The organism is uncultured Paracoccus sp., assembly GCF_947496875.1.
Taxonomy (GTDB): domain Bacteria; phylum Pseudomonadota; class Alphaproteobacteria; order Rhodobacterales; family Rhodobacteraceae; genus Paracoccus.
Window position 1 is genome coordinate 166,769 of record NZ_CANMEH010000001.1, and the last position, 17,384, is coordinate 184,152.

At 69.1% G+C, this 17,384-nt stretch carries 21 protein-coding genes; 19 read left to right on the plus strand and 2 right to left on the minus strand.

What is annotated here, in order from left to right:
* Positions 1-74: 74 nt before the first annotated feature.
* The 19 genes from Q0938_RS00765 to cysE all read left to right on the plus strand — a co-directional run bounded on the left by Q0938_RS00765 (position 75) and on the right by cysE (position 15,851).
* A complete protein-coding gene (locus Q0938_RS00765; RefSeq protein ID WP_299358130.1) occupies positions 75-452 on the plus strand; it encodes a permease in 378 nt (125 codons plus the stop codon).
* Positions 388-1,755 carry a terminase family protein gene (locus Q0938_RS00770; RefSeq protein WP_299358132.1) on the plus strand — a complete coding sequence of 456 codons (1,368 nt, stop codon included), beginning with the start codon at positions 388-390 and terminating at the stop codon, positions 1,753-1,755. Before Q0938_RS00765 ends, Q0938_RS00770 begins: the two co-directional genes overlap by 65 nt.
* 120 nt (positions 1,756-1,875) lie before the next feature.
* Entirely contained in the window at positions 1,876-3,087 is a 1,212-nt protein-coding gene (locus Q0938_RS00775; RefSeq protein WP_299358134.1) for a phage portal protein, read from the plus strand.
* A 1-nt stretch (position 3,088) separates the two neighbouring features.
* Complete coding sequence (locus Q0938_RS00780) at positions 3,089-3,322, plus strand: hypothetical protein (protein WP_299358136.1); 234 nt, start codon at positions 3,089-3,091, stop codon at positions 3,320-3,322.
* An 8-nt stretch (positions 3,323-3,330) separates the two neighbouring features.
* Complete coding sequence (locus tag Q0938_RS00785) at positions 3,331-3,873, plus strand: HK97 family phage prohead protease (RefSeq protein ID WP_299358690.1); 543 nt, start codon at positions 3,331-3,333, stop codon at positions 3,871-3,873.
* 169 nt (positions 3,874-4,042) lie between these two features.
* Positions 4,043-5,173 (plus strand): phage major capsid protein, encoded by a 1,131-nt coding sequence (locus Q0938_RS00790; protein WP_299358692.1) that lies wholly within the window; start codon positions 4,043-4,045, stop codon positions 5,171-5,173.
* Positions 5,174-5,322: 149 nt separating this feature from the next.
* Positions 5,323-5,931 carry a head-tail connector protein gene (locus Q0938_RS00795; RefSeq protein WP_299358138.1) on the plus strand — a complete coding sequence of 203 codons (609 nt, stop codon included), beginning with the start codon at positions 5,323-5,325 and terminating at the stop codon, positions 5,929-5,931.
* The gene (locus Q0938_RS00800) at positions 5,928-6,230 is read left to right on the plus strand and encodes a head-tail adaptor protein (protein WP_299358140.1); all 303 of its coding nucleotides are present in this window, start codon (positions 5,928-5,930) and stop codon (positions 6,228-6,230) included. The genes Q0938_RS00795 and Q0938_RS00800 overlap by 4 nt, the downstream gene beginning before the upstream one ends.
* A 32-nt stretch (positions 6,231-6,262) precedes the next feature.
* Entirely contained in the window at positions 6,263-6,694 is a 432-nt protein-coding gene (locus tag Q0938_RS00805) for a DUF3168 domain-containing protein (RefSeq protein WP_299358142.1), read from the plus strand.
* Between the two features lie 10 nt (positions 6,695-6,704).
* Positions 6,705-7,118, plus strand: coding sequence for a phage major tail protein, TP901-1 family (locus Q0938_RS00810; protein ID WP_299358144.1), 414 nt, complete (start codon positions 6,705-6,707; stop codon positions 7,116-7,118).
* On the plus strand, positions 7,118-7,432 hold the full coding sequence (locus Q0938_RS00815) for a gene transfer agent family protein (protein ID WP_299358146.1): 315 nt from the start codon (positions 7,118-7,120) through the stop codon (positions 7,430-7,432). Before Q0938_RS00810 ends, Q0938_RS00815 begins: the two co-directional genes overlap by 1 nt.
* 67 nt (positions 7,433-7,499) lie before the next feature.
* The gene (locus Q0938_RS00820; RefSeq protein WP_299358694.1) at positions 7,500-7,685 is read left to right on the plus strand and encodes a rcc01693 family protein; all 186 of its coding nucleotides are present in this window, start codon (positions 7,500-7,502) and stop codon (positions 7,683-7,685) included.
* Positions 7,686-7,751: 66 nt separating this feature from the next.
* Positions 7,752-8,393, plus strand: a complete 642-nt coding sequence (locus tag Q0938_RS00825) for a phage tail tape measure protein (protein WP_299358148.1) — start codon at positions 7,752-7,754, stop codon at positions 8,391-8,393.
* Entirely contained in the window at positions 8,393-9,025 is a 633-nt protein-coding gene (locus Q0938_RS00830) for a DUF2460 domain-containing protein (protein WP_299358150.1), read from the plus strand. The genes Q0938_RS00825 and Q0938_RS00830 overlap by 1 nt, the downstream gene beginning before the upstream one ends.
* A complete protein-coding gene (locus Q0938_RS00835) occupies positions 9,022-9,885 on the plus strand; it encodes a DUF2163 domain-containing protein (RefSeq protein ID WP_299358153.1) in 864 nt (287 codons plus the stop codon). Before Q0938_RS00830 ends, Q0938_RS00835 begins: the two co-directional genes overlap by 4 nt.
* Entirely contained in the window at positions 9,882-10,310 is a 429-nt protein-coding gene (locus Q0938_RS00840; RefSeq protein WP_299358156.1) for an NlpC/P60 family protein, read from the plus strand. Before Q0938_RS00835 ends, Q0938_RS00840 begins: the two co-directional genes overlap by 4 nt.
* Positions 10,311-10,355: 45 nt before the next feature.
* Complete coding sequence (locus tag Q0938_RS00845) at positions 10,356-14,210, plus strand: glycoside hydrolase/phage tail family protein (protein WP_299358158.1); 3,855 nt, start codon at positions 10,356-10,358, stop codon at positions 14,208-14,210.
* Positions 14,203-14,916 (plus strand): DUF2793 domain-containing protein, encoded by a 714-nt coding sequence (locus Q0938_RS00850; RefSeq protein ID WP_299358160.1) that lies wholly within the window; start codon positions 14,203-14,205, stop codon positions 14,914-14,916. Before Q0938_RS00845 ends, Q0938_RS00850 begins: the two co-directional genes overlap by 8 nt.
* Before the next feature lie 152 nt (positions 14,917-15,068).
* The gene (cysE, locus tag Q0938_RS00855) at positions 15,069-15,851 is read left to right on the plus strand and encodes a serine O-acetyltransferase (RefSeq protein WP_299358696.1); all 783 of its coding nucleotides are present in this window, start codon (positions 15,069-15,071) and stop codon (positions 15,849-15,851) included.
* Positions 15,852-15,880: 29 nt separating this feature from the next.
* Here cysE and Q0938_RS00860 read toward each other — a convergent pair whose 3' ends face one another.
* Both Q0938_RS00860 and Q0938_RS00865 read right to left on the minus strand, forming a co-directional pair.
* A complete protein-coding gene (locus tag Q0938_RS00860; RefSeq protein WP_299358162.1) occupies positions 15,881-16,951 on the minus strand; it encodes a quinone-dependent dihydroorotate dehydrogenase in 1,071 nt (356 codons plus the stop codon).
* Positions 16,948-17,283, minus strand: a complete 336-nt coding sequence (locus Q0938_RS00865) for a DUF952 domain-containing protein (RefSeq protein WP_299358164.1) — start codon at positions 17,281-17,283, stop codon at positions 16,948-16,950. Before Q0938_RS00865 ends, Q0938_RS00860 begins: the two co-directional genes overlap by 4 nt.
* Positions 17,284-17,384 lie beyond the last annotated feature (101 nt).

The window sequence follows — 17,384 nt, forward strand, 5'->3', positions numbered from 1 at the left end:
GGCACCACGCCCGAGGCCGTTTTTTCATGTCTCTGCTCGTGCGGACAGACACACGAGGGGCAGGGCAAACATAAATGGGCATGATGTTCGATCCGGGCACGACGATCCCGGAAGGTCCGTATGCGGCCGGGGGACCGCAGTCCGAGGCCGAGGCCGAGGCGCGCAAGTCGGTTCTGGAGCTGTGGGAGGGCATCTTTCACAGCTACGCCGACGATCTCGAGAAGGCGCGGCTGAAGGTTCAGGCGGGCGAGTTCGATCAGGTGAAGGACAGCAGGCAACTTGCCCGCGACCTGCGCGCGGCGGCGCATCTGGTGCTGGAAGAGAGGAACAAGCTTGACAAGCTTCGCAAGGAAATTGCCGGGGACGTCGGAGGCGGAGCGCTCGACCTTGCCGCGGCACGAGACGAGATCGGGCGCCGCCTGGCTTGCCTGCGCCGAGCCGGCGGAGGTTGATGCGTTCCTGTCGGGGCTGTCGGACAACGCGCTGGCCGCGCTGCCCTGGCTGTTCGAGTTCTGGGCGCTGCCCCACCAGTTGCCCCCCCAAGGGGACTGGAAATCCTGGGTGATCATGGGCGGGCGCGGCGCCGGCAAGACCCGCGCCGGGTCCGAATGGGTGCGCATGCAGGTCGAGGGATCGACGCCGCTGGCGGACGGCGATGCGCGCCGGGTGGCGCTGGTCGCGGAAACCCATGACCAAGGCCGCGAGGTCATGGTGATGGGCGACAGCGGCATCCTGGCGTGTTCTCCACCCGACCGCCGGCCCGTCTGGGAGGCCGGGCGCCGGCGGCTGGTCTGGCCGAACGGGGCCATTGCGACGGTCTATTCGGCGCATGAACCCGAGGCTTTGCGGGGGCCTCAGTTCGATGCGGCGTGGGCCGACGAACTGGCCAAGTGGAAGAAGGGCGAGGAAACCTGGGACATGTTGCAGTTCGCGCTGCGGCTGGGCCAGCATCCGCAGCAGGTCGTCACCACCACCCCGCGCAACGTCGGCGTGCTGAAGTCGATCCTGAGAAATGCGTCGACCGTGGTGACCCATGCGCCGACGGATGCGAACCGCGCCTTTCTGGCGGAAAGCTTTCTGGCCGAGGTCGAGGCGCGCTATGCCGGAACCCGGCTCGGCCGGCAGGAACTGGATGGCATCCTGCTGGACGATGTCGAGGGCGCGCTGTGGAGCACGGCGGCGCTGGAGGCGTGCCGGGTCGACGGCGCGCCGCGGCTGGACCGCATCGTGGTCGCCGTCGATCCGGCGGTCACCGGCAACGCTGGCAGCGACGAATGCGGAATCGTGGTTGCGGGCGTGGTCTGCCAGGGACCGCCGCAGGACTGGTGCGGCTATGTGCTGGAGGACGCATCCGTCCGGGGCGGACCCACGGAGTGGGCCCGTGCCGCGATCGCCGCCCGCGAGCGGCACGGCGCCGAACGCCTGGTCGCCGAAGTGAACCAGGGCGGCGATCTGGTCGAGAGCGTGATCCGCCAGGTCGATCCGCTGGTCCCGTTCCGCGCGCTGCGTGCCGGCAGGGGCAAGGGGCTGCGGGCCGAGCCGGTCGCCGCGCTGTACGAGCAGGGAAGGGTCAGCCACCTGCGCGGCCGGGAGGGAAGGCTGGGCGTGCTGGAGGACCAGATGTGCCGGATGACGGTGCGCGGGTTCGAGGGACGCGGCTCGCCGGACCGGCTGGATGCGCTGGTATGGGCGCTGCATGAGCTGATGATCGAGCCGGCCACGCATTACCGGCGCCCGCAGGTGCGCGGGCTCTAGAAGGCTGTTCGGGCGCAGGCGGATCCGCGACTGCGCCCGCCGGCACGATGACGAAGGCTGGAGGCAAGGGCCGTCCCGGTGGGGGCGGCCCTTGTTCCTTGCACGGGACAGGAGAGGCGGATGGCATTGCGGTGGTTCGGACGCAGGAACGGAGAGGCTGACGCAGCCCTGCCCGCGCCGGTCGAGACAAAGGCGAGCGCAACGGGGCGGGTCGTCGCCCTTGCTGCCGGATCGGGCCGGGTGGTCTGGTCGCCGCGTGATGTCGGCAGCCTGACCCGCGCGGGATTCACCGGCAACCCGGTCGGGTTCCGGGCCGTCAAGCTGATCGCCGAGGCGGCAGCAGCCGTCCCGCTGGTTTGTCAGGACGCAAGGCGGCGCTATGACACGCATCCGGTGCTGGACCTGATGCGGCGGCCCAACCCAGCGCAGGGCCGGGCCGAGCTGTTCGAGGCGCTGTTCGGGCAGCTTCTGCTGTCGGGGAACGGCTACCTCGAGGCGGTGGAGCCCGCGGCCGGGGGGCTGCCGGTCGAACTGCATGTGCTGCGTTCGGACCGCATGAGCATCGTCCCGGGGCAGGACGGCTGGCCCGTAGCCTATGAGTATGCGCTGGACGGGCGCAAGCACCGCTTCGACATGACCGGCAGCCCCGATCCGATCTGCCACATCCGCAGCTTTCACCCGCTGGACGATCATTATGGCCTGTCACCCCTGCAGGCGGCGGCGGTGGCCATCGATGTCCACAACAGCGCCAGCGCCTGGTCCAAGGCGCTGCTGGACAATGCGGCGCGTCCGTCCGGCGCGATCATCTACAAGGGGACGGACGGGCAGGGCATGCTGAGCCCCGACCAGTATGACCGCCTGGTGAGCGAGATGGAGATGCACCATCAGGGTGCCCGCAACGCCGGGCGCCCGATGTTGCTGGAGGGAGGCCTGGACTGGAAGCCGATGGGCTTCTCGCCCAGCGACATGGAGTTCCACCAGACCAAGGCCGCAGCGGCCCGTGAGATCGCCCAGGCGTTCGGCGTGCCGCCGATGCTGATGGGCATCCCCGGCGAGGCGACCTATGCCAACTATGCCGAGGCGCATCGCGCCTTTTATCGGCTGACCGTGTTGCCGCTGGTGACGCGGGTTGCGGCAAGCGTGGCCTGGTGGCTGTCGGAGCATCAGGGCAGCGAGATCGACCTGAAACCGGATCTGGACCAGATCCCGGCGCTCGCGGAAGAGCGCGACCAGCACTGGGCACGGGTGGGTGCGGCGGATTTCCTGACCGAGGCGGAGAAGCGCGCGGCACTCGGCCTGCCGCCCATCGCTCGGTCCGCATCCGGAGGGTGAGATGGAAGGTTCGAGGTTCGTGAAGGAACCGTTCGACTGGCACGACCAGCGCTTCGACACCCAGGAGCGCATCATGGCGCTGCAGTTCGGGCAGGTCGATCGCCGGCTGGAGCGGATCGAGTCGCTGATCGAGGGTCTGGAGAAGCGGCTGTGGATGACCGTCTATGGTGTGGTCGCAGTCATCCTGACGCAGGCGGTGCAATCCATCCTGCAGTTCGGACCACAGGGAGGTTGAGCGTGCGGATGGATGATCTGGGGCTGGAACTGAAGTTCGCGGGGGGGACCCCCACCCTCACCGAGGGCAGCGTCATCGAAGGCTATGCCAGCCTGTTCGAGACCGCCGACCAGGGCGGCGACATGGTGATGCCCGGTGCCTACGCCGCGAGCCTGGCGCGGCTGTCCGCGCGTGGCGGGAAGGTGCGGATGCTGTGGCAGCACGACCCGTCCCGGCCGATCGGGGTGTGGGACGAAATCCGGGAGGACACCAGGGGCCTACGGGTGAAGGGCCGGCTGCTGCCGGAGGTGGCCCAGGCGCGCGAGGCCGCGGCGCTGGTTCATGCGGGGGCGATCGACGGCCTGTCGATCGGCTATCGCACGATCCGCGCCGAACGCGACGCGCAGGGCCGAAGGCTGCTGACGGAAGTGGAATTGTGGGAAGTGTCGCTGGTGACGTTCCCGATGCTGCCCGAAGCGAAGGTCGGCCGCAAGTCGGACGAAATCGAGGGCGACCTGGACGTCCTGGCGGACGCGTTGTGGCGGGCCGCCGCGGTGTTGCGGGCCCACTGATTGCGGTCGAGCTGACCGGAGCAGCGCCGCAAAGGTGATTGCAGCGGTCTGTCGCCTGCCGCGTGGCGCGGACCCGCGGGCAAATTTCGAACAAGGAGAGAGTGGGATGGCCGAGGTTGGAGCCGAGCGGGCGCAAGCCGACGAGGTGAAATCCCATGCAGGCGCCGCGATGCCTGTACGGGTGACGGACGCGATGGCCGAGTTCGTGGGCGAGCTGGCCCGGTTTCGCAAGACGATCGAACACAAACTGCAAGCACAGGACGAACGCATGACCATGCTGGATCGAAAGACCGCCCTTCGGGGCCGTCCGCCGCTGTCGACCGCAGCGGATATCGAGGCACCGCATCAGAAGGCGTTCGCGGCCTATCTGCGCCGGGGTGACGATGACGCGCTGCGCGGGCTGACGCTGGAGGAGAAGGGACTGACCGTCGCGGCGGACGGCGGCTTTCTTGCAGCGCCGCAGATCGCCGCCGAGGTGCAGGATGCGCTGCGGTCCGCCGGGTCGCTGCGCAGTGTGGCCAATGTCGTGACGGTCGAGTCGTCGGCCTACGAGGTGCTGGTCGACAAGGGCGACATGACCACAGGCTGGGCGACCGAGACCTCGGTGGCCGAAACGGACGCGCCGCAGATTGAGCGGGTGACCATCCCGCTGCACGAACTGTCGGCGATGCCGAAGGCAAGCCAGCGTCTACTCGACGATGCCGCCTTCGACCTGGAGAACTGGCTGGCCAGCCGCATCGCGGAGCGTTTTGCCCGCGCCGAGGCCGCGGCCTTCATCAACGGTGACGGGATCGACAAGCCGCGCGGCATCCTGACCTATCCCACGGCGCCGAATGTCAGCGCTGGCGACAGCCTGATCGGCACCGTGCCCAGCGGGGCGCTGGCTGATTTCAGCGCCGAGCGGCCCGCAGACGGGCTGATCGACCTGGTCTATGCGTTGGGCGCCGAATACCGCGCCAATGCGAGTTTCGTCCTGAACTCGAAGACCGCCGGGGCGGTGCGCAAGATCCGTGACGCCGACGGGCGGTTCCTGTGGTCGGATTCGCTGGCGGCCGGCGAACCGGCACGCCTGCTTGGGTATCCGGTCGTCGTTTGCGAGGACATGCCCGATATCGACGCCGAAAGTGCGTCGATCATGTTTGGCGACTTTGCCGCCGCCTACACCATCGCCGAACGGCCCGACCTGCGCGTGTTGCGCGATCCGTTCTCGGCCAAGCCGCATGTGCTGTTCTATGCAACCAAGCGCGTCGGCGGCGGACTGACCGATGCGCGGGCGGTCAAGATCATGACCTTCGGCTGATCGCCAGCCGGAGCGGGGGGTGCGCGCAGGGGTGCCTGCTTCGGCGGCATCGCAGCTGTCCGCACGCGCTGTGGCAGGCGCGTCGGCGTGCCCCCCGACCTCCAGCAGTGACCGACGAACAATTGCGCAGGGAACGGGAGGTTGCGGGAATGATGCTGGTCGAGGAGGCGGCGCCCGATGCGGACGTCCTGCCCGTGGCGGCGTTGCGCGGATATCTGCGAATGGGTTCCGGCTTTGCGCTGGCCGAAGATGCCGCAGAGGACCTCGCGCTGGCCGGATTCCTGCGCGCGGCCATTGCCACGATCGAGGCGCGGACGGGAAAGGTGCTGTTGCGCCGCCTGTTCCGGATGCGGCTGGAAGAATGGCGCGATCGCTTGGCTCAGCCGCTTCCGCTGGCGCCGGTCAATTCGGTGGCGTCGATCGAGGTGACCGACGCGTCCGGACGGATCACCACCGTCGATCCCGGCCGCTGGCGGCTGTTGCCGGACATGCAGCGGCCGCTGATCCTGCCGGCGGGAACGCTGTTGCCGGCGGTACCTACCGGCGGGTTCATCACCATCCGCTTCTGTGCCGGGTTCGGGACGGCATGGAGCGAGGTACCTGCTGACCTGGCGCAGGCCGCGCTGATGCTGGCCGCGCGCTATTACGAGGACCGCAGCGATGATCAGGCCCGCGCGGCTTTGCCCTTTGCGGTCAGTTCGCTGCTGGACCGGTGGCGGCAGGTCCGCACCCTCGCCGGGCGGGGAAACCGAGCATGAGCGCGCCGCGTCCCAATGTGCCGCTGGTGCTGGAGACCGCCGCGCGTGAGGCGGATGGATCGGGCGGTTATGCGATCCGCTGGACGCCTGAGGGATCCCTGCATGCGGCGATGAAGGCGCGATCGGGGCGCACGGGGCTGGCCGAGGTCGGCCCGGAGAGCGTCGTCACGTGGGCGATCACCGTGCGGGGGGCGCCGGAGGGCGATCCGCGCCGGCCCCGGCCGGGGCAGCGGTTCCGCATGGGGACGCGCGTGTTCCAGATCGATTCGGCCGGCGAGACCGACTCCGCCGGGCGATAGCTGGTCTGTATGGCTAGAGAAGAGAGGCAGGCATGACTTATCCGGCATCGGCCGCGCTGCAGGGCGCGATCTATGAGGCGTTGCGCGCGGATCCCGTGCTGTGGGGAATGGTCGGCGACGCGATCTATGACGCGATGCCGGTAACGGCGCCAAGCGGAGTTTATGTGGCGCTGGGCCCCGAGGACGTTTCGGACGCGGGCGACATGACCGGATGTGCGACGCGGCATGACTTCGTCATCTCGGTCCTGTCCGGGGCAGAGGAGAGTGGAGGGTTCGCGGGTGTCAAGGCCGCGGCGGGTGCGGTGGCAGCTGCACTGGAAGGCGCGCCGCTGGCCCTGGATGCGGGGCAGGTCGCAGGGCTGTGGTTCCTGCGGTCGCGTGCCCGGCGCGTCGACGTGGGCAGGGGGCGGCGGGTGGACATGACGTTCCGCGCCACTGTCGACATGGGCTTGGAAGCGGTGTGAGGAGGCGAGAATGGCAGTGCAGAACGGACGCGATCTGCTGATCAAGATGGACATGGCCGGAGATGGCACGTTCCAGACCATTGCCGGCCTGCGCGCCTCGCGGCTGGGGTTCAACGCCCAGAGCATCGACGTGACGTCGCTCGAAAGTCAGGGCGGGTGGCGCGAACTGCTGGCCGGTGCAGGCGTCAGATCGGCGTCGATTTCCGGATCGGGCGTGTTCCGGGACGAGGCGACGGACGGGCGGGTGCGGCAGGTTTTCTTCGAGGGCGAACTGCCGCGGTTCCAGGTGGTGATTCCGGATTTCGGAATCGTCGAGGGCCCGTTCCAGATCACGGGCCTGGAATATGCCGGAAGCTACAATGGCGAGGCGACCTATGAGTTGACGATGGCGAGCGCCGGGGTGCTGCAGTTCGAGGCGCTGTGATGGCAAATCCTTATGCGGGTGAGGTCGCCGTCTGGATCGACGGGCGGCGCCATGTCGCCAAGCTGACCCTTGGCGCGCTAGCCGCCCTGGAGGCTGAGTTGCAGGCGGACAGCCTCGTGGGGCTGATCGAGCGGTTCGAGGCTGGCCGCTTTGCCACGCGTGACGTGATCGCGGTGCTGGTCGCCGGGCTGCGCGGCGGCGGGTGGAGGGGAGAGGCGGAGTCGCTGCTGAACGCCGATCTGCGCGGCGGTCCGGTCGAAGGTGCGCGGGCTGCCGCAGAATTGCTGGCGCGCGCGTTCCGGGCGGGTCCGTGACGGAGGATCGGCCTTGAGCGGTGCTGTGCATGAACATGGCGCCGCCGGTCCAGCGTGTCAGGATCGCGTGGAACCGGGCCTGGACTGGGCGGGGCTGATGCGCGCCGGCTTTTCGACGCTGCGCCTGACGCCCGCGCAGTTCTGGGCGCTGACTCCGGCCGAGCTGGCTTTGATGCTGGGCATCGAGCCGGACGGAAACGGCCGCATGACGCGGGACCGCCTGGCCGAACTGGCCGCCCGGTTCCCGGACTGAACCACATCACCGCGCAGTTCGACAGTGCGGCGCCAGCGGCGCGCGCATCGACAGGAGAGGGGCCGCATGACGGACAGGGACGGGTTCGACGAGCTGAGTGACGGATTTGATCAGGCCAGCGCGATGACGGCCGCATTCGCCCGCGAACTGGGTCGTCTGCAACAGACGATCGGTTCGACCGGGCGCGAGGTCGGGGCGCTGAGCGCAGGCTTTTCCGGCGGGCTGCGGCGCGCCTTTGACGGCGTGGTGTTCGACGGGATGCGGTTGCAGGACGCGCTGACCGGCATGGCTCGCGGCATGGCGGACACGGTGTTCGCAGTGGCGATGAAGCCGGTGCAGGGGGCCGTGTCGGGCGCACTGGCCCAGATGGTCGGCGGTGCAGTATCGGGTGCCGCGCCGTTTGCCGGCGGTGGTGCGGTGTCGCAGGGGCGGGTGGTTCCGTTCGCCCGTGGCGGGGTGGTGACCGATCCCACGTTCTTTCCGATGCGCGGTGCCACGGGGCTGATGGGCGAGGCGGGACCCGAGGCGATCATGCCGTTGCGCCGGGGGGCAGATGGGCGCTTGGGCGTGGCGGCGCCGGGGGGCGGCCGTCCGGTGAACGTCACTGTCAACGTGCAGACGCCCGACGTCGCGGGGTTTCAGCGCAGCCAGAGCCAGATCGCCGCGCAGATGGCCCGGGCGCTGGCTCGGGGCGAAAGGAACAGCTGATGGCGTTTCACGAGGTACGGTTTCCAACCAACATGTCGTTCGGCGCGGTGGGTGGGCCCGAGCGCCGCACCGAGATCGTGTCGCTGACCAACGGATTCGAGGAACGGAACACGCCATGGGCGCATTCGCGGCGCCGCTATGATGCGGGCGTGGGTCTGCGCAGCCTGGATGACGTCGCGGCGCTGATCGCGTTCTACGAGGCACGGGCAGGACAGCTGCACGGGTTCCGGTGGAAGGACTGGGCCGATTTCAGGAGCTGCGTGCCCAGCCGAAGGCCTGCGGCGGCAGACCAGACGATCGGCACCGGTGACGGGCAGACGCGCAGCTTTGTGCTGCAGAAGCTGTACCACTCGGGTCCGGGCGAATACGCCCGGCCGATCAGAAAGCCGGTCGCGGGCAGCGTGCTCGTGGCCGTCGCGGGGGAACCGCAGACCGAGGGGATGGATCACGTGACCGACCATGCAACCGGGGTGATCACCTTCGCGACGCCACCGGCACCTGGCGCCGAGGTGACCGCCGGTTTCGAGTTCGACGTGCCGGTGCGGTTCGACACTGACCGCATCGCCGTTTCGGTCGCGTCCTTTCAGGCCGGTGACCTGCCGCAGGTGCCGGTGCTCGAGGTGCGCCTGTGAGCGCCGGGGCGGGCGAGTGCCCGCATGAGGGGGGGATCACCACGACCGAGGCACGGGCGTGGGCCGTGACCCGGCGCGACGGGCTGACCCTGGGGTTCACCGACCATGACGCCGTGCTGCGGTTTGACGGGATCACGTACCGCCCGGAGGCGGGGCTAACCGCGCGTGCCGTGGTGCAGGGGCTTGGTCTCGCGGTGGACAACACCGAGGCGCAGGGGATGTTGTCGGATGATGCGATCACCGAGGCCGACCTGCGCGCCGGACGCTGGGACCGGGCCGAGGTGCGGCTGTGGCAGCTGAACTGGGCCGATCCATTGCGGCGGCAACTGCTGTTCCGCGGCGAACTGGGCGAAGTGTCCCGCGCGGACGGCGCGTTCCGCGCCGAGTTGCGCGGAATGTCCGAGGCGCTGAACGTTCCGCTTGGCCGCGTCTATCATCGCCGCTGCGCAGCCCGGCTGGGCGACCAGCAATGTCGCGCCGACCTGTCCCGCCCCGGGTGCCGGATCGACGCTGTCGTGCACGACGGTGGCGAAGGGCTGCGTTTGGACCTGTCCGCCGCGGCGGAGCAGGAGCCCGGCTGGTTCGAGGATGGCGTGCTGACGGTGCTGGACGGCGTGGCGCATGGGCTGCGGGGCGCCATCAAGCGTGACCGTCAGGTGGGCGTGCTGCGGCGCATCGAGCTGTGGGCCGATCTGGGGCTGGTGCCGGCAGCGGGCGACCGGGTGCGTCTGACCGCCGGTTGTGACAAGCGCCCGGAGACCTGCCGAACCAAGTTCGAGAACTACCTGAACTTTCGTGGCTTTCCGCACCTGCCCCCGGAGGATTGGCTGATCGCGCCGAAGCAGGTGGGTCGCCGATGAGCCGGCAGGTGGTTTCCGCCGCCCGTGCCTGGATCGGTACGCCCTATGTTCACCAGGCGTCGGTGCTGGGGGCGGGGGCCGATTGCCTCGGTCTGGTCCGCGGGGTCTGGCGCTGTCTCTATGGCTGCGAGCCGGAGGTCCTGCCGGCCTACACCGCCGACTGGGGCGAGACAGGCAGCAACGAGTTGCTGATGACCGCGGCGCTTCGTCACATGACCCCTGTTCAGGAGGGCCAGCTCGCCCCCGGCGATCTGTTGCTGTTCCGGATGCGGGACGGCGCGGTGGCCAAGCACCTGGGCATCCTGTCGGTCACCGGCGAGGCGCCCCGGTTCATCCACGCCTATGACCGGCACGGGGTCGTCGAGAGCCCGCTCTCCGAACCGTGGCGAGCCCGGATCGCAGCGGGCTTCCGCTTTCCGGCGTAAGCGCCGCAGGTCACCGGGCACGGCAGAACGGACGAAGGAAATCACATGGCGACCATTCTGCTGGCAGCGGCGGGTGCCTCGGTCGGGGCCGGGTTCGGCGGGACGATGCTGGGCCTGTCGAGCGCTGTTGTGGGCCGAGCCGTCGGGGCGACGCTTGGCCGGGCGGTCGACGCGCGCCTGCTGGGCGCCGGGACAAGGCCGGTCGAAACCGGTCGCCTCGACCGATTGCGCCTGCAGACAGCGGGCGAGGGCACCGCCATTCCGCGCGTCTGGGGGCAGATGCGGGTGCCAGGCCATGTGATCTGGGCCGGACCGGTCACCGAGGTCAGCAGCCGCACCGGTGGGGGCAAGGGCGCGACCCCGCGCGTGACCGAGATCAGCTATCGGCTGAGCTTTGCGCTGGCTTTGTGCGAGGGGCCGATCCTTGGCGTGGGGCGGGTCTGGGCAGACGGAGACGAGCTGGCACCGGGTGATCTGAACATGCGAATCTATCGGGGCGGGGAAGCGCAGGTGCCGGATCCCTGCATCGTGGCCCACGAAGGTGAGGCCGCACCCGCCTATCGCGGGGTCGCCTATGTCGTGCTGGAGGATCTGGCGCTGGAACGCTGGGGCAACCGCGTTCCGCAGTTGAGTTTCGAGGTGACGCGCGCGGCGGACGCCACCAGCGGATTGTCGCATGATGTGCAGGCTGTGGCGCTGATCCCCGGCACCGGCGAATACGCGCTGGCCACCACGCAGGTGAGCCACGATCTGGGGCTGGGCGAGTCGCGCGTCGTGAACCGCAACACGCCGATGGGCGGGACCGACCTGCAGGTCTCGCTGGACATCCTGCGGCGCGAACTGCCGCGGGTCGGGTCGGTGTCTCTGGTCGTGTCGTGGTTCGGCGACGACCTTCGCGCCGGTCATTGCAGCCTGCGCCCCAAGGTCGAGCAGGTTGCAAGCGACGGGGCCGAAATGCCGTGGCGCGCGGGTGGCATCGGACGGAACGAGGCACTGACTATCCCGCGGGTGGAGGATCGGCCGATCTACGGTGGCACCCCGTCCGATCAGGCGGTGATCGAGGCGCTGCGGGCGATAGCCGCCAGCGGGCGCAAGGCGGTGTTCTATCCATTTATCTTGATGGAACAGCTGAACGGAAACGGCCGTCCCGATCCGCGCACCGGAACGGGTGAGCAGCCGGTCATGCCTTGGCGCGGCCGCATTACCTGCGATTTTGGCCACGATCACACTGCCGCGGCGGCGGACGACGTCGGCATGTTCTTCGGCGCCGCCGCGCCCGGTGACTATGACGTGAGGGACGGACGCGTCGTCTATGCCGGACCGGACGAGTGGTCGTACCGGCGCTTCATCCTGCATTACGCGCATCTATGTAGGCTGGCCGGTGGGATCGACAGTTTCCTGGTCGGATCCGAGATGATCGGGCTGACCCAGATCCGCGACGCCGCTGGAAACTATCCGGCCGTGGCCGCGCTGCGCGCGCTCGTCCGGGATGTCAGGGCGATCCTGGGTCCCGCCGTCAAGCTGGGCTATGCGGCAGACTGGAGCGAGTATTTCGGCCACCATCCCGGCGACGGCGAGGTCCGCTTTCATCTGGATCCGTTGTGGGCGGATGATGATGTCAACTTTGTCGGGATCGACAACTACATGCCGCTGTCGGACTGGCGGGATGGCGATCAGCATCTGGATGCCGGCTGGGGCCGCATCGACAATCCCGCCCATCTGCGGGCAAATGTCTGCGGTGGAGAATACTTCGACTGGTACTATCTCGACGACCAGCATCGTGACCGGCAGCACCGCCTGCCGGTCGAGGACGGCTACGGGGAACCGTGGGTCTGGCGCTGCAAGGACATCCGCGGCTGGTGGGATAACGCCCATCACGAGCGGGTCGACGGCGTAAGACAGACCGCGCGGACGGCGTGGGTGCCCGGGTCGAAACCGGTGTGGTTCACCGAGTATGGCTGTGCCGCGCTGGACAAGGCCACGAACCAGCCCAACAAGTTTCTGGACGCCCTGAGCTCGGAGTCGATGCTGCCGTGGTATTCCCACGGTCGGCGGGACGACGCGTTGCAAGCAGCCTATGTGCGCGCCGTTACCGATTACTGGAGCGACCCCGCAAACAACCCGCCAATGGCTGGTGGGGGCCGGATGGTCGATTTGAGCCGCGCGCATGTCTGGTGCTGGGATGCGCGGCCCTTTCCCGCGTTCCCCGCCCGCAGTGATCTGTGGTCCGATGGCCACGCCTGGGAGCGCGGGCACTGGCTGAACGGACGCGCAGGCGCGGTGCCGCTGGCCGCGCTCGTTGCCGCTATCTGCCGCGAAGCTGGGGTGGCGGCCCATGACAGTTCGGGGCTGAACGGGGTGGTCCGTGGCTATGTGCTGCAGGGCGGGCAGACCGGCCGCGCGGCGCTGCAGCCGCTGATGCTGGCGCATGGGTTCGATGCGGTCGAACGGGACGGCGTGTTGCGGTTCGTCATGCGCGACGCCAGCGTGACCGCCGAGGTGGGGCCGGATGATCTGGCCCTGGCAGAGGAGCTTGCCGGGGTCGAGATCACCCGGGCGCCTTCCGCGGAACTGGCCGGACGTATTCGGGTCAGCCATGTCGAGGCGGGGGCGGATTATGGTTCATGCACGGCCGAGGCGCTGCTGCCGCATGAGGATCAGACCACCGCGTCCGACAGCGAACTGACGATGAGCATGACCAGGGACGAGGGACTGGCCGTTGCCGAGCGATGGCTGGCGGAAACCGGCGCCGCGCGCGATCGGCTGCGGCTCGCGCTGCCGCCTTCGCTTGCCGATCTGGGGCCGGGCGACGTGATCCGGCTTACAGACGGGCCCGGAAAGGGGCAGCGCTGGCGGATTGACCGGATGGAGCGGACCGGCGCGGCCATTGTCGATGCGGTACGGGTAGAGCCGGGCTTCTTCGCACCGCCGGCGCGTCGGGCCTCGATCCCGTTGACGCGGCGCCATGATCCCCCGGTGCCGGTCTGGCCGATGTTTCTGGACCTGCCCTTGCTGCGGGGCGACGAGGTGCCGCATGCGCCGTGGCTGGCCGCCACGGCGACCCCGTGGCCGGGGCCGGTAATGGCCTGGGGTTCGGGCGAGGCCGAGGGCGGATACGCGCCGAACGTCACGCTGCCCGTTGGTGCAATCATGGGCGTCACCGAAAGCCCGCTCGCGGCCGCCCGCGCAGGGGTCTGGGACCTTGGTCCGCCACTGCGGATACGGGTGAAGGGCGGAGCGCTGCAGTCCGTGTCGGATGCAAGGCTGCTGGCTGGCGCGAACCTGCTGGCCATCGGCGACGGCACACCCGCCGGCTGGGAGGTGCTGCAGTTCGCAGAGGCGGTTCCGGTGACGCCGGGCGTGTGGGAGATCAGCCGGCGGCTGCGGGGTCAGGCGGGATCCGATGCCCGCATGCCGGCCGTCTGGCCCATCGGTAGCATTGTCGTGGTGGTCGACGAGGCTTTGCGTCAGGTCGACCTGCCACCTTCCGCCCGCGGGCAGACACGGTGGTGGCGGATCGGGCCTGCAGGGCGTTCGCCCGAGGATCCGACCTATCGCGAGATCGCCCACGCATTCGCCGGCATGGGCCTGCGTCCGTTGTCGCCGTGCCACCTGAACGTCTCCGGCCCGGATCTGACGTGGATCAGGCGCAGCCGGATCGAGGCGGACGGGTGGGACGGAATGGACGTGCCGCTGGGCGAGTCGGCGGAGCGCTATCTGGTGCGGCTGGCCCGCGGCGGGACGGTGCTGTGGCAGTCGGTCGTGGAGCGGCCCGTCTGTTCGGTGCCCGTCGAGGTCTGGACGGGCGCGATGCAGGGCGGCCGCTTTGCGGTGGAGGTGGCCCAACTGTCCGAAATCGTCGGACCAGGGTCGTTTGCAAGGAGGATGGTCGATGTCTGATCAGAGCACGGCGCGCTGCGGGCTGCCGCTGCTGCAACCGGCCCAGGCGCAGAAGCACGTCACCGTCAACGATGCCCTGATGCGGCTGGACGGGTTGGTGAACCTGGTGCTGGAAAGCGTGACCCGCGCCGCACCGCCGGATGAGGTTGCCGACGGTCTGAGCTGGGGCATTCCCGCGTCGGCAACCGGCGCGTGGCAGGGGCGGGGTGGCCAGGTGGCCATTGCCGCGAACGGCGGCTGGGTCTTTGCCATACCGCGGGCCGGGCAGCGCGGCTTTGTCCGTGACGCGGGTCTGACCGCGGTGCATGACGGCGCCGGATGGGTCCGCGGCACGTTGACACTGGGGGCGTACGGCAGCGCTCTGTGCGCCGGGATGGCAGAAGCAGAGGTGGTGACCGAAGGCGGCACCATCGTGGACAGCGGTCTGATCATACCGGCTGCCGCCATGGTCATCGGGTGCACGGCCCGGGTGGTCGAGGCGATCGGCGGCACGCTGCAGTCCTGGGCCTTGGGAACCGCAGGCGCAACCGATCGATTCGGCAGCGGCCTGGGACTGGCGCAGGGAAGCTGGGCGCGAGGCATGTTGTCACAACCGATGACATACTGGGACCCGGCCAGCCTGATGCTGACGGCTGCAGGCGGCAGCTTCGGCGGCGGCCGGGTGCGTGTCGCGGCGCATTGGCTGGAGCTGCGGCTGCCGATCTGACGCAGGTCGGGGTGGGCATTTCGTCGGTCTTTCGATTGCACGGCAACTGCCCTAGACTGTGCCGCAGAAGTCTTCGAAAGGTCCCCGTGATGGATGGACAAGGGCTCGACGCCCCGCTGATCAAGACCCGGGACGACGATCGAGGCCGTCCGATGTCCCGCACCGCCCTATGGCGTCAGATCAGGGACGAGGCGGCGCGCGCCGTGCAGGACGAGCCGCTGCTGGGCGCGCTGATCCACGCAGGGCTGTTGCACCACCCCACGTTCCAGGCCGCGCTGGCTTATCGCTTTTCGCTGAAGCTGGCCTCGAACGAGATGAGCGAACAGCTCTTGCGCGAGATTGCCGATGACGCGCACCGGCGCGAGCCGGGGCTGGCGGACGCGGCGCAGGTCGATCTGCAGGCCGTGTTCCATCGCGATCCCGCCTGCCACCGGCTGATGCAGCCGATGCTGTTCTTCAAGGGTTACCAGGCGCTGCAGGCCTATCGGATCGCGCACTGGCTGTGGACCCACGCGCGGCGCGACATGGCGTATTTCGTGCAGATGCGCGTGTCCGAGGTCTTTGGCGTCGACATTCACCCGGCGGCGCGGATCGGTGTGGGGGTGATGTTTGACCACGCCCATTCGATCGTCATCGGCGAAACGGCGGTTGTCGGGAACGACGTGTCGATGCTGCACTCGGTCACGCTGGGCGGCACCGGCAAGGAAGACGGCGACCGCCATCCAAAGATTGCCGACGGCGTGCTGATCGGCGCGGGAGCGAAGGTGCTGGGCAACATCAAGGTCGGCCATCACAGCCGCATCGCCGCAGGGTCGGTGGTGCTGGCGGATGTGCCCTGCTGCAAGACGGTGGCCGGCGTTCCGGCGCGCGTCGTCGGTGATGCGGGCTGCGATGCGCCGTCAGACATGATGAACCAGTTGCTGGAAGCCGGCTGAACGGGGTGGAGGCGAAGCCTGCTGGCTGTTCAGGCCGACCAGCGATCCGCGTCGCGCCCGGTCAGGTCGGAAAGATGGCCCAGGCCGGCCTGTTGCGCCATCTCATCCAGTCCTGCGGCGATCCGGGGGACCAAGGACAGCCCCTCGTAGACCAGCGCCGAATAAACCTGCACCGCTGTGGCGCCGGCGGCGATCTTGTCCCATGCCTGCTGGGCCGATCCGATGCCGCCGACGCCGATGATCGGCAGGCGGCCCTGCGTCTGCCGGTAAAGGCGGGCCAGCACCCGCGTCGAGCGGTCGAACAGCGGCGCTCCGGACAACCCGCCGGCCTGGTCGGCCTGCTCATCCCGCAAGCCTGTCCGCGACAGGGTGGTGTTGGTGGCGATGATCCCGTCGACGCCGCTGTCGAGAATGGCTGCCGCCGTTTCGGTCAAGGCGCCGTCGTCCAGATCTGGTGCGATCTTGACGAAGATCGGCGGGCGGGCCGCACCGGAGTCTTCGCGGGCCTGCACGACACCGGCAAGCAGCTGAGACAGCGCCGCCGCACCCTGCAGGTCGCGCAACCGCTCGGTGTTGGGTGAGCTGACGTTGACCGTCAGGAAATCGACATGGGCTGCACAAAGCCCGGTCACGTCGGCAAAATCCGCGGCCCGGTCGGCGCTGTCCTTGTTGGCGCCGACGTTCAGGCCGACGGGGACGTCCGACGGCGCGCGCGCAGCCAGTCGGGCGCAGATCGCCGGGGCTCCTTCGTTGTTGAACCCGAAACGGTTGATCACCGCGTGATCCGCCGAAAGGCGGAACAGCCGGGGCCGCGGGTTACCCGGCTGCGCGCGGGGCGTGGCGGCCCCCACCTCGACAAAGCCGAACCCGGCCCGGGTCAGGGCACCCAGCGCCCTTGCGTTCTTGTCGTACCCGGCTGCCAGGCCGACCGGATTCGCGAGGTTCAGGCCGGCAAGGCGCGTCTGCAGGCGCGGCGAGGTCACCGGGGCGCCCGGCAGCGGGACCAGCCCGCGGGCCAGCAGCGTCAGCGACAGATCGTGCGCCGCCTCCGGCGGCAGCCGGTGCAGCGCAGCAAGTCCGGCCCGCTCGACCCAGCTCATGCCGGGAGGTCCGGTTCGAGGTCACTGCCATCTGCCGGCAGCGGTCGGTGCCAGACGACGTCGGTCCGGCGCAGCGCCCGATAGAGGTGCGGGAACAGGTCACCCCGCCGCGACGGTTCCCAGCGCAGATCCGCCCCCATCGCGTCGCTGTCACAGGCCAGCAGCTCCAGCCCGCTTTCGCCGGCAAAGTGGCGCCGCGCGGTTTCACGAAGTTGTGTGCCGGTCGAGAAATGGACGAAGCCGTCCCGGACATCCACGGGCGGCCCCGGGATCTCGCCCCGGTCACGCAGCGCCTCCCATTCGTCGGCGCGCAGGATCTTGTAGATCATCATGCGGCGGCTTCTGCGGTGCGGGCCCGGCGCGGTCAAGACCGTGCCGGGTTCACTTGCGCCGGCTAGCTCAAACCTTTCCGGCCACGACCGGATCAATGCGC

Coding starts and splice junctions, on each gene's coding strand:
- Q0938_RS00825 (WP_299358148.1), top strand. CDS start 7,752: ATGACGGACAGGGACGGGTTCGACGAGCTGAGTGACGGATTTGATCAG.
- Q0938_RS00830 (WP_299358150.1), top strand. CDS start 8,393: ATGGCGTTTCACGAGGTACGGTTTCCAACCAACATGTCGTTCGGCGCG.
- Q0938_RS00860 (WP_299358162.1), bottom strand. CDS start 16,951: ATGAGCTGGGTCGAGCGGGCCGGACTTGCTGCGCTGCACCGGCTGCCG.
- Q0938_RS00780 (WP_299358136.1), top strand. CDS start 3,089: ATGGAAGGTTCGAGGTTCGTGAAGGAACCGTTCGACTGGCACGACCAG.
- Q0938_RS00810 (WP_299358144.1), top strand. CDS start 6,705: ATGGCAGTGCAGAACGGACGCGATCTGCTGATCAAGATGGACATGGCC.
- Q0938_RS00865 (WP_299358164.1), bottom strand. CDS start 17,283: ATGATGATCTACAAGATCCTGCGCGCCGACGAATGGGAGGCGCTGCGT.
- Q0938_RS00785 (WP_299358690.1), top strand. CDS start 3,331: ATGGATGATCTGGGGCTGGAACTGAAGTTCGCGGGGGGGACCCCCACC.
- Q0938_RS00805 (WP_299358142.1), top strand. CDS start 6,263: ATGACTTATCCGGCATCGGCCGCGCTGCAGGGCGCGATCTATGAGGCG.
- cysE (WP_299358696.1), top strand. CDS start 15,069: ATGTCCCGCACCGCCCTATGGCGTCAGATCAGGGACGAGGCGGCGCGC.
- Q0938_RS00765 (WP_299358130.1), top strand. CDS start 75: ATGGGCATGATGTTCGATCCGGGCACGACGATCCCGGAAGGTCCGTAT.
- Q0938_RS00850 (WP_299358160.1), top strand. CDS start 14,203: ATGTCTGATCAGAGCACGGCGCGCTGCGGGCTGCCGCTGCTGCAACCG.
- Q0938_RS00795 (WP_299358138.1), top strand. CDS start 5,323: ATGATGCTGGTCGAGGAGGCGGCGCCCGATGCGGACGTCCTGCCCGTG.
- Q0938_RS00815 (WP_299358146.1), top strand. CDS start 7,118: ATGGCAAATCCTTATGCGGGTGAGGTCGCCGTCTGGATCGACGGGCGG.
- Q0938_RS00840 (WP_299358156.1), top strand. CDS start 9,882: ATGAGCCGGCAGGTGGTTTCCGCCGCCCGTGCCTGGATCGGTACGCCC.
- Q0938_RS00790 (WP_299358692.1), top strand. CDS start 4,043: ATGCCTGTACGGGTGACGGACGCGATGGCCGAGTTCGTGGGCGAGCTG.
- Q0938_RS00845 (WP_299358158.1), top strand. CDS start 10,356: ATGGCGACCATTCTGCTGGCAGCGGCGGGTGCCTCGGTCGGGGCCGGG.
- Q0938_RS00775 (WP_299358134.1), top strand. CDS start 1,876: ATGGCATTGCGGTGGTTCGGACGCAGGAACGGAGAGGCTGACGCAGCC.
- Q0938_RS00800 (WP_299358140.1), top strand. CDS start 5,928: ATGAGCGCGCCGCGTCCCAATGTGCCGCTGGTGCTGGAGACCGCCGCG.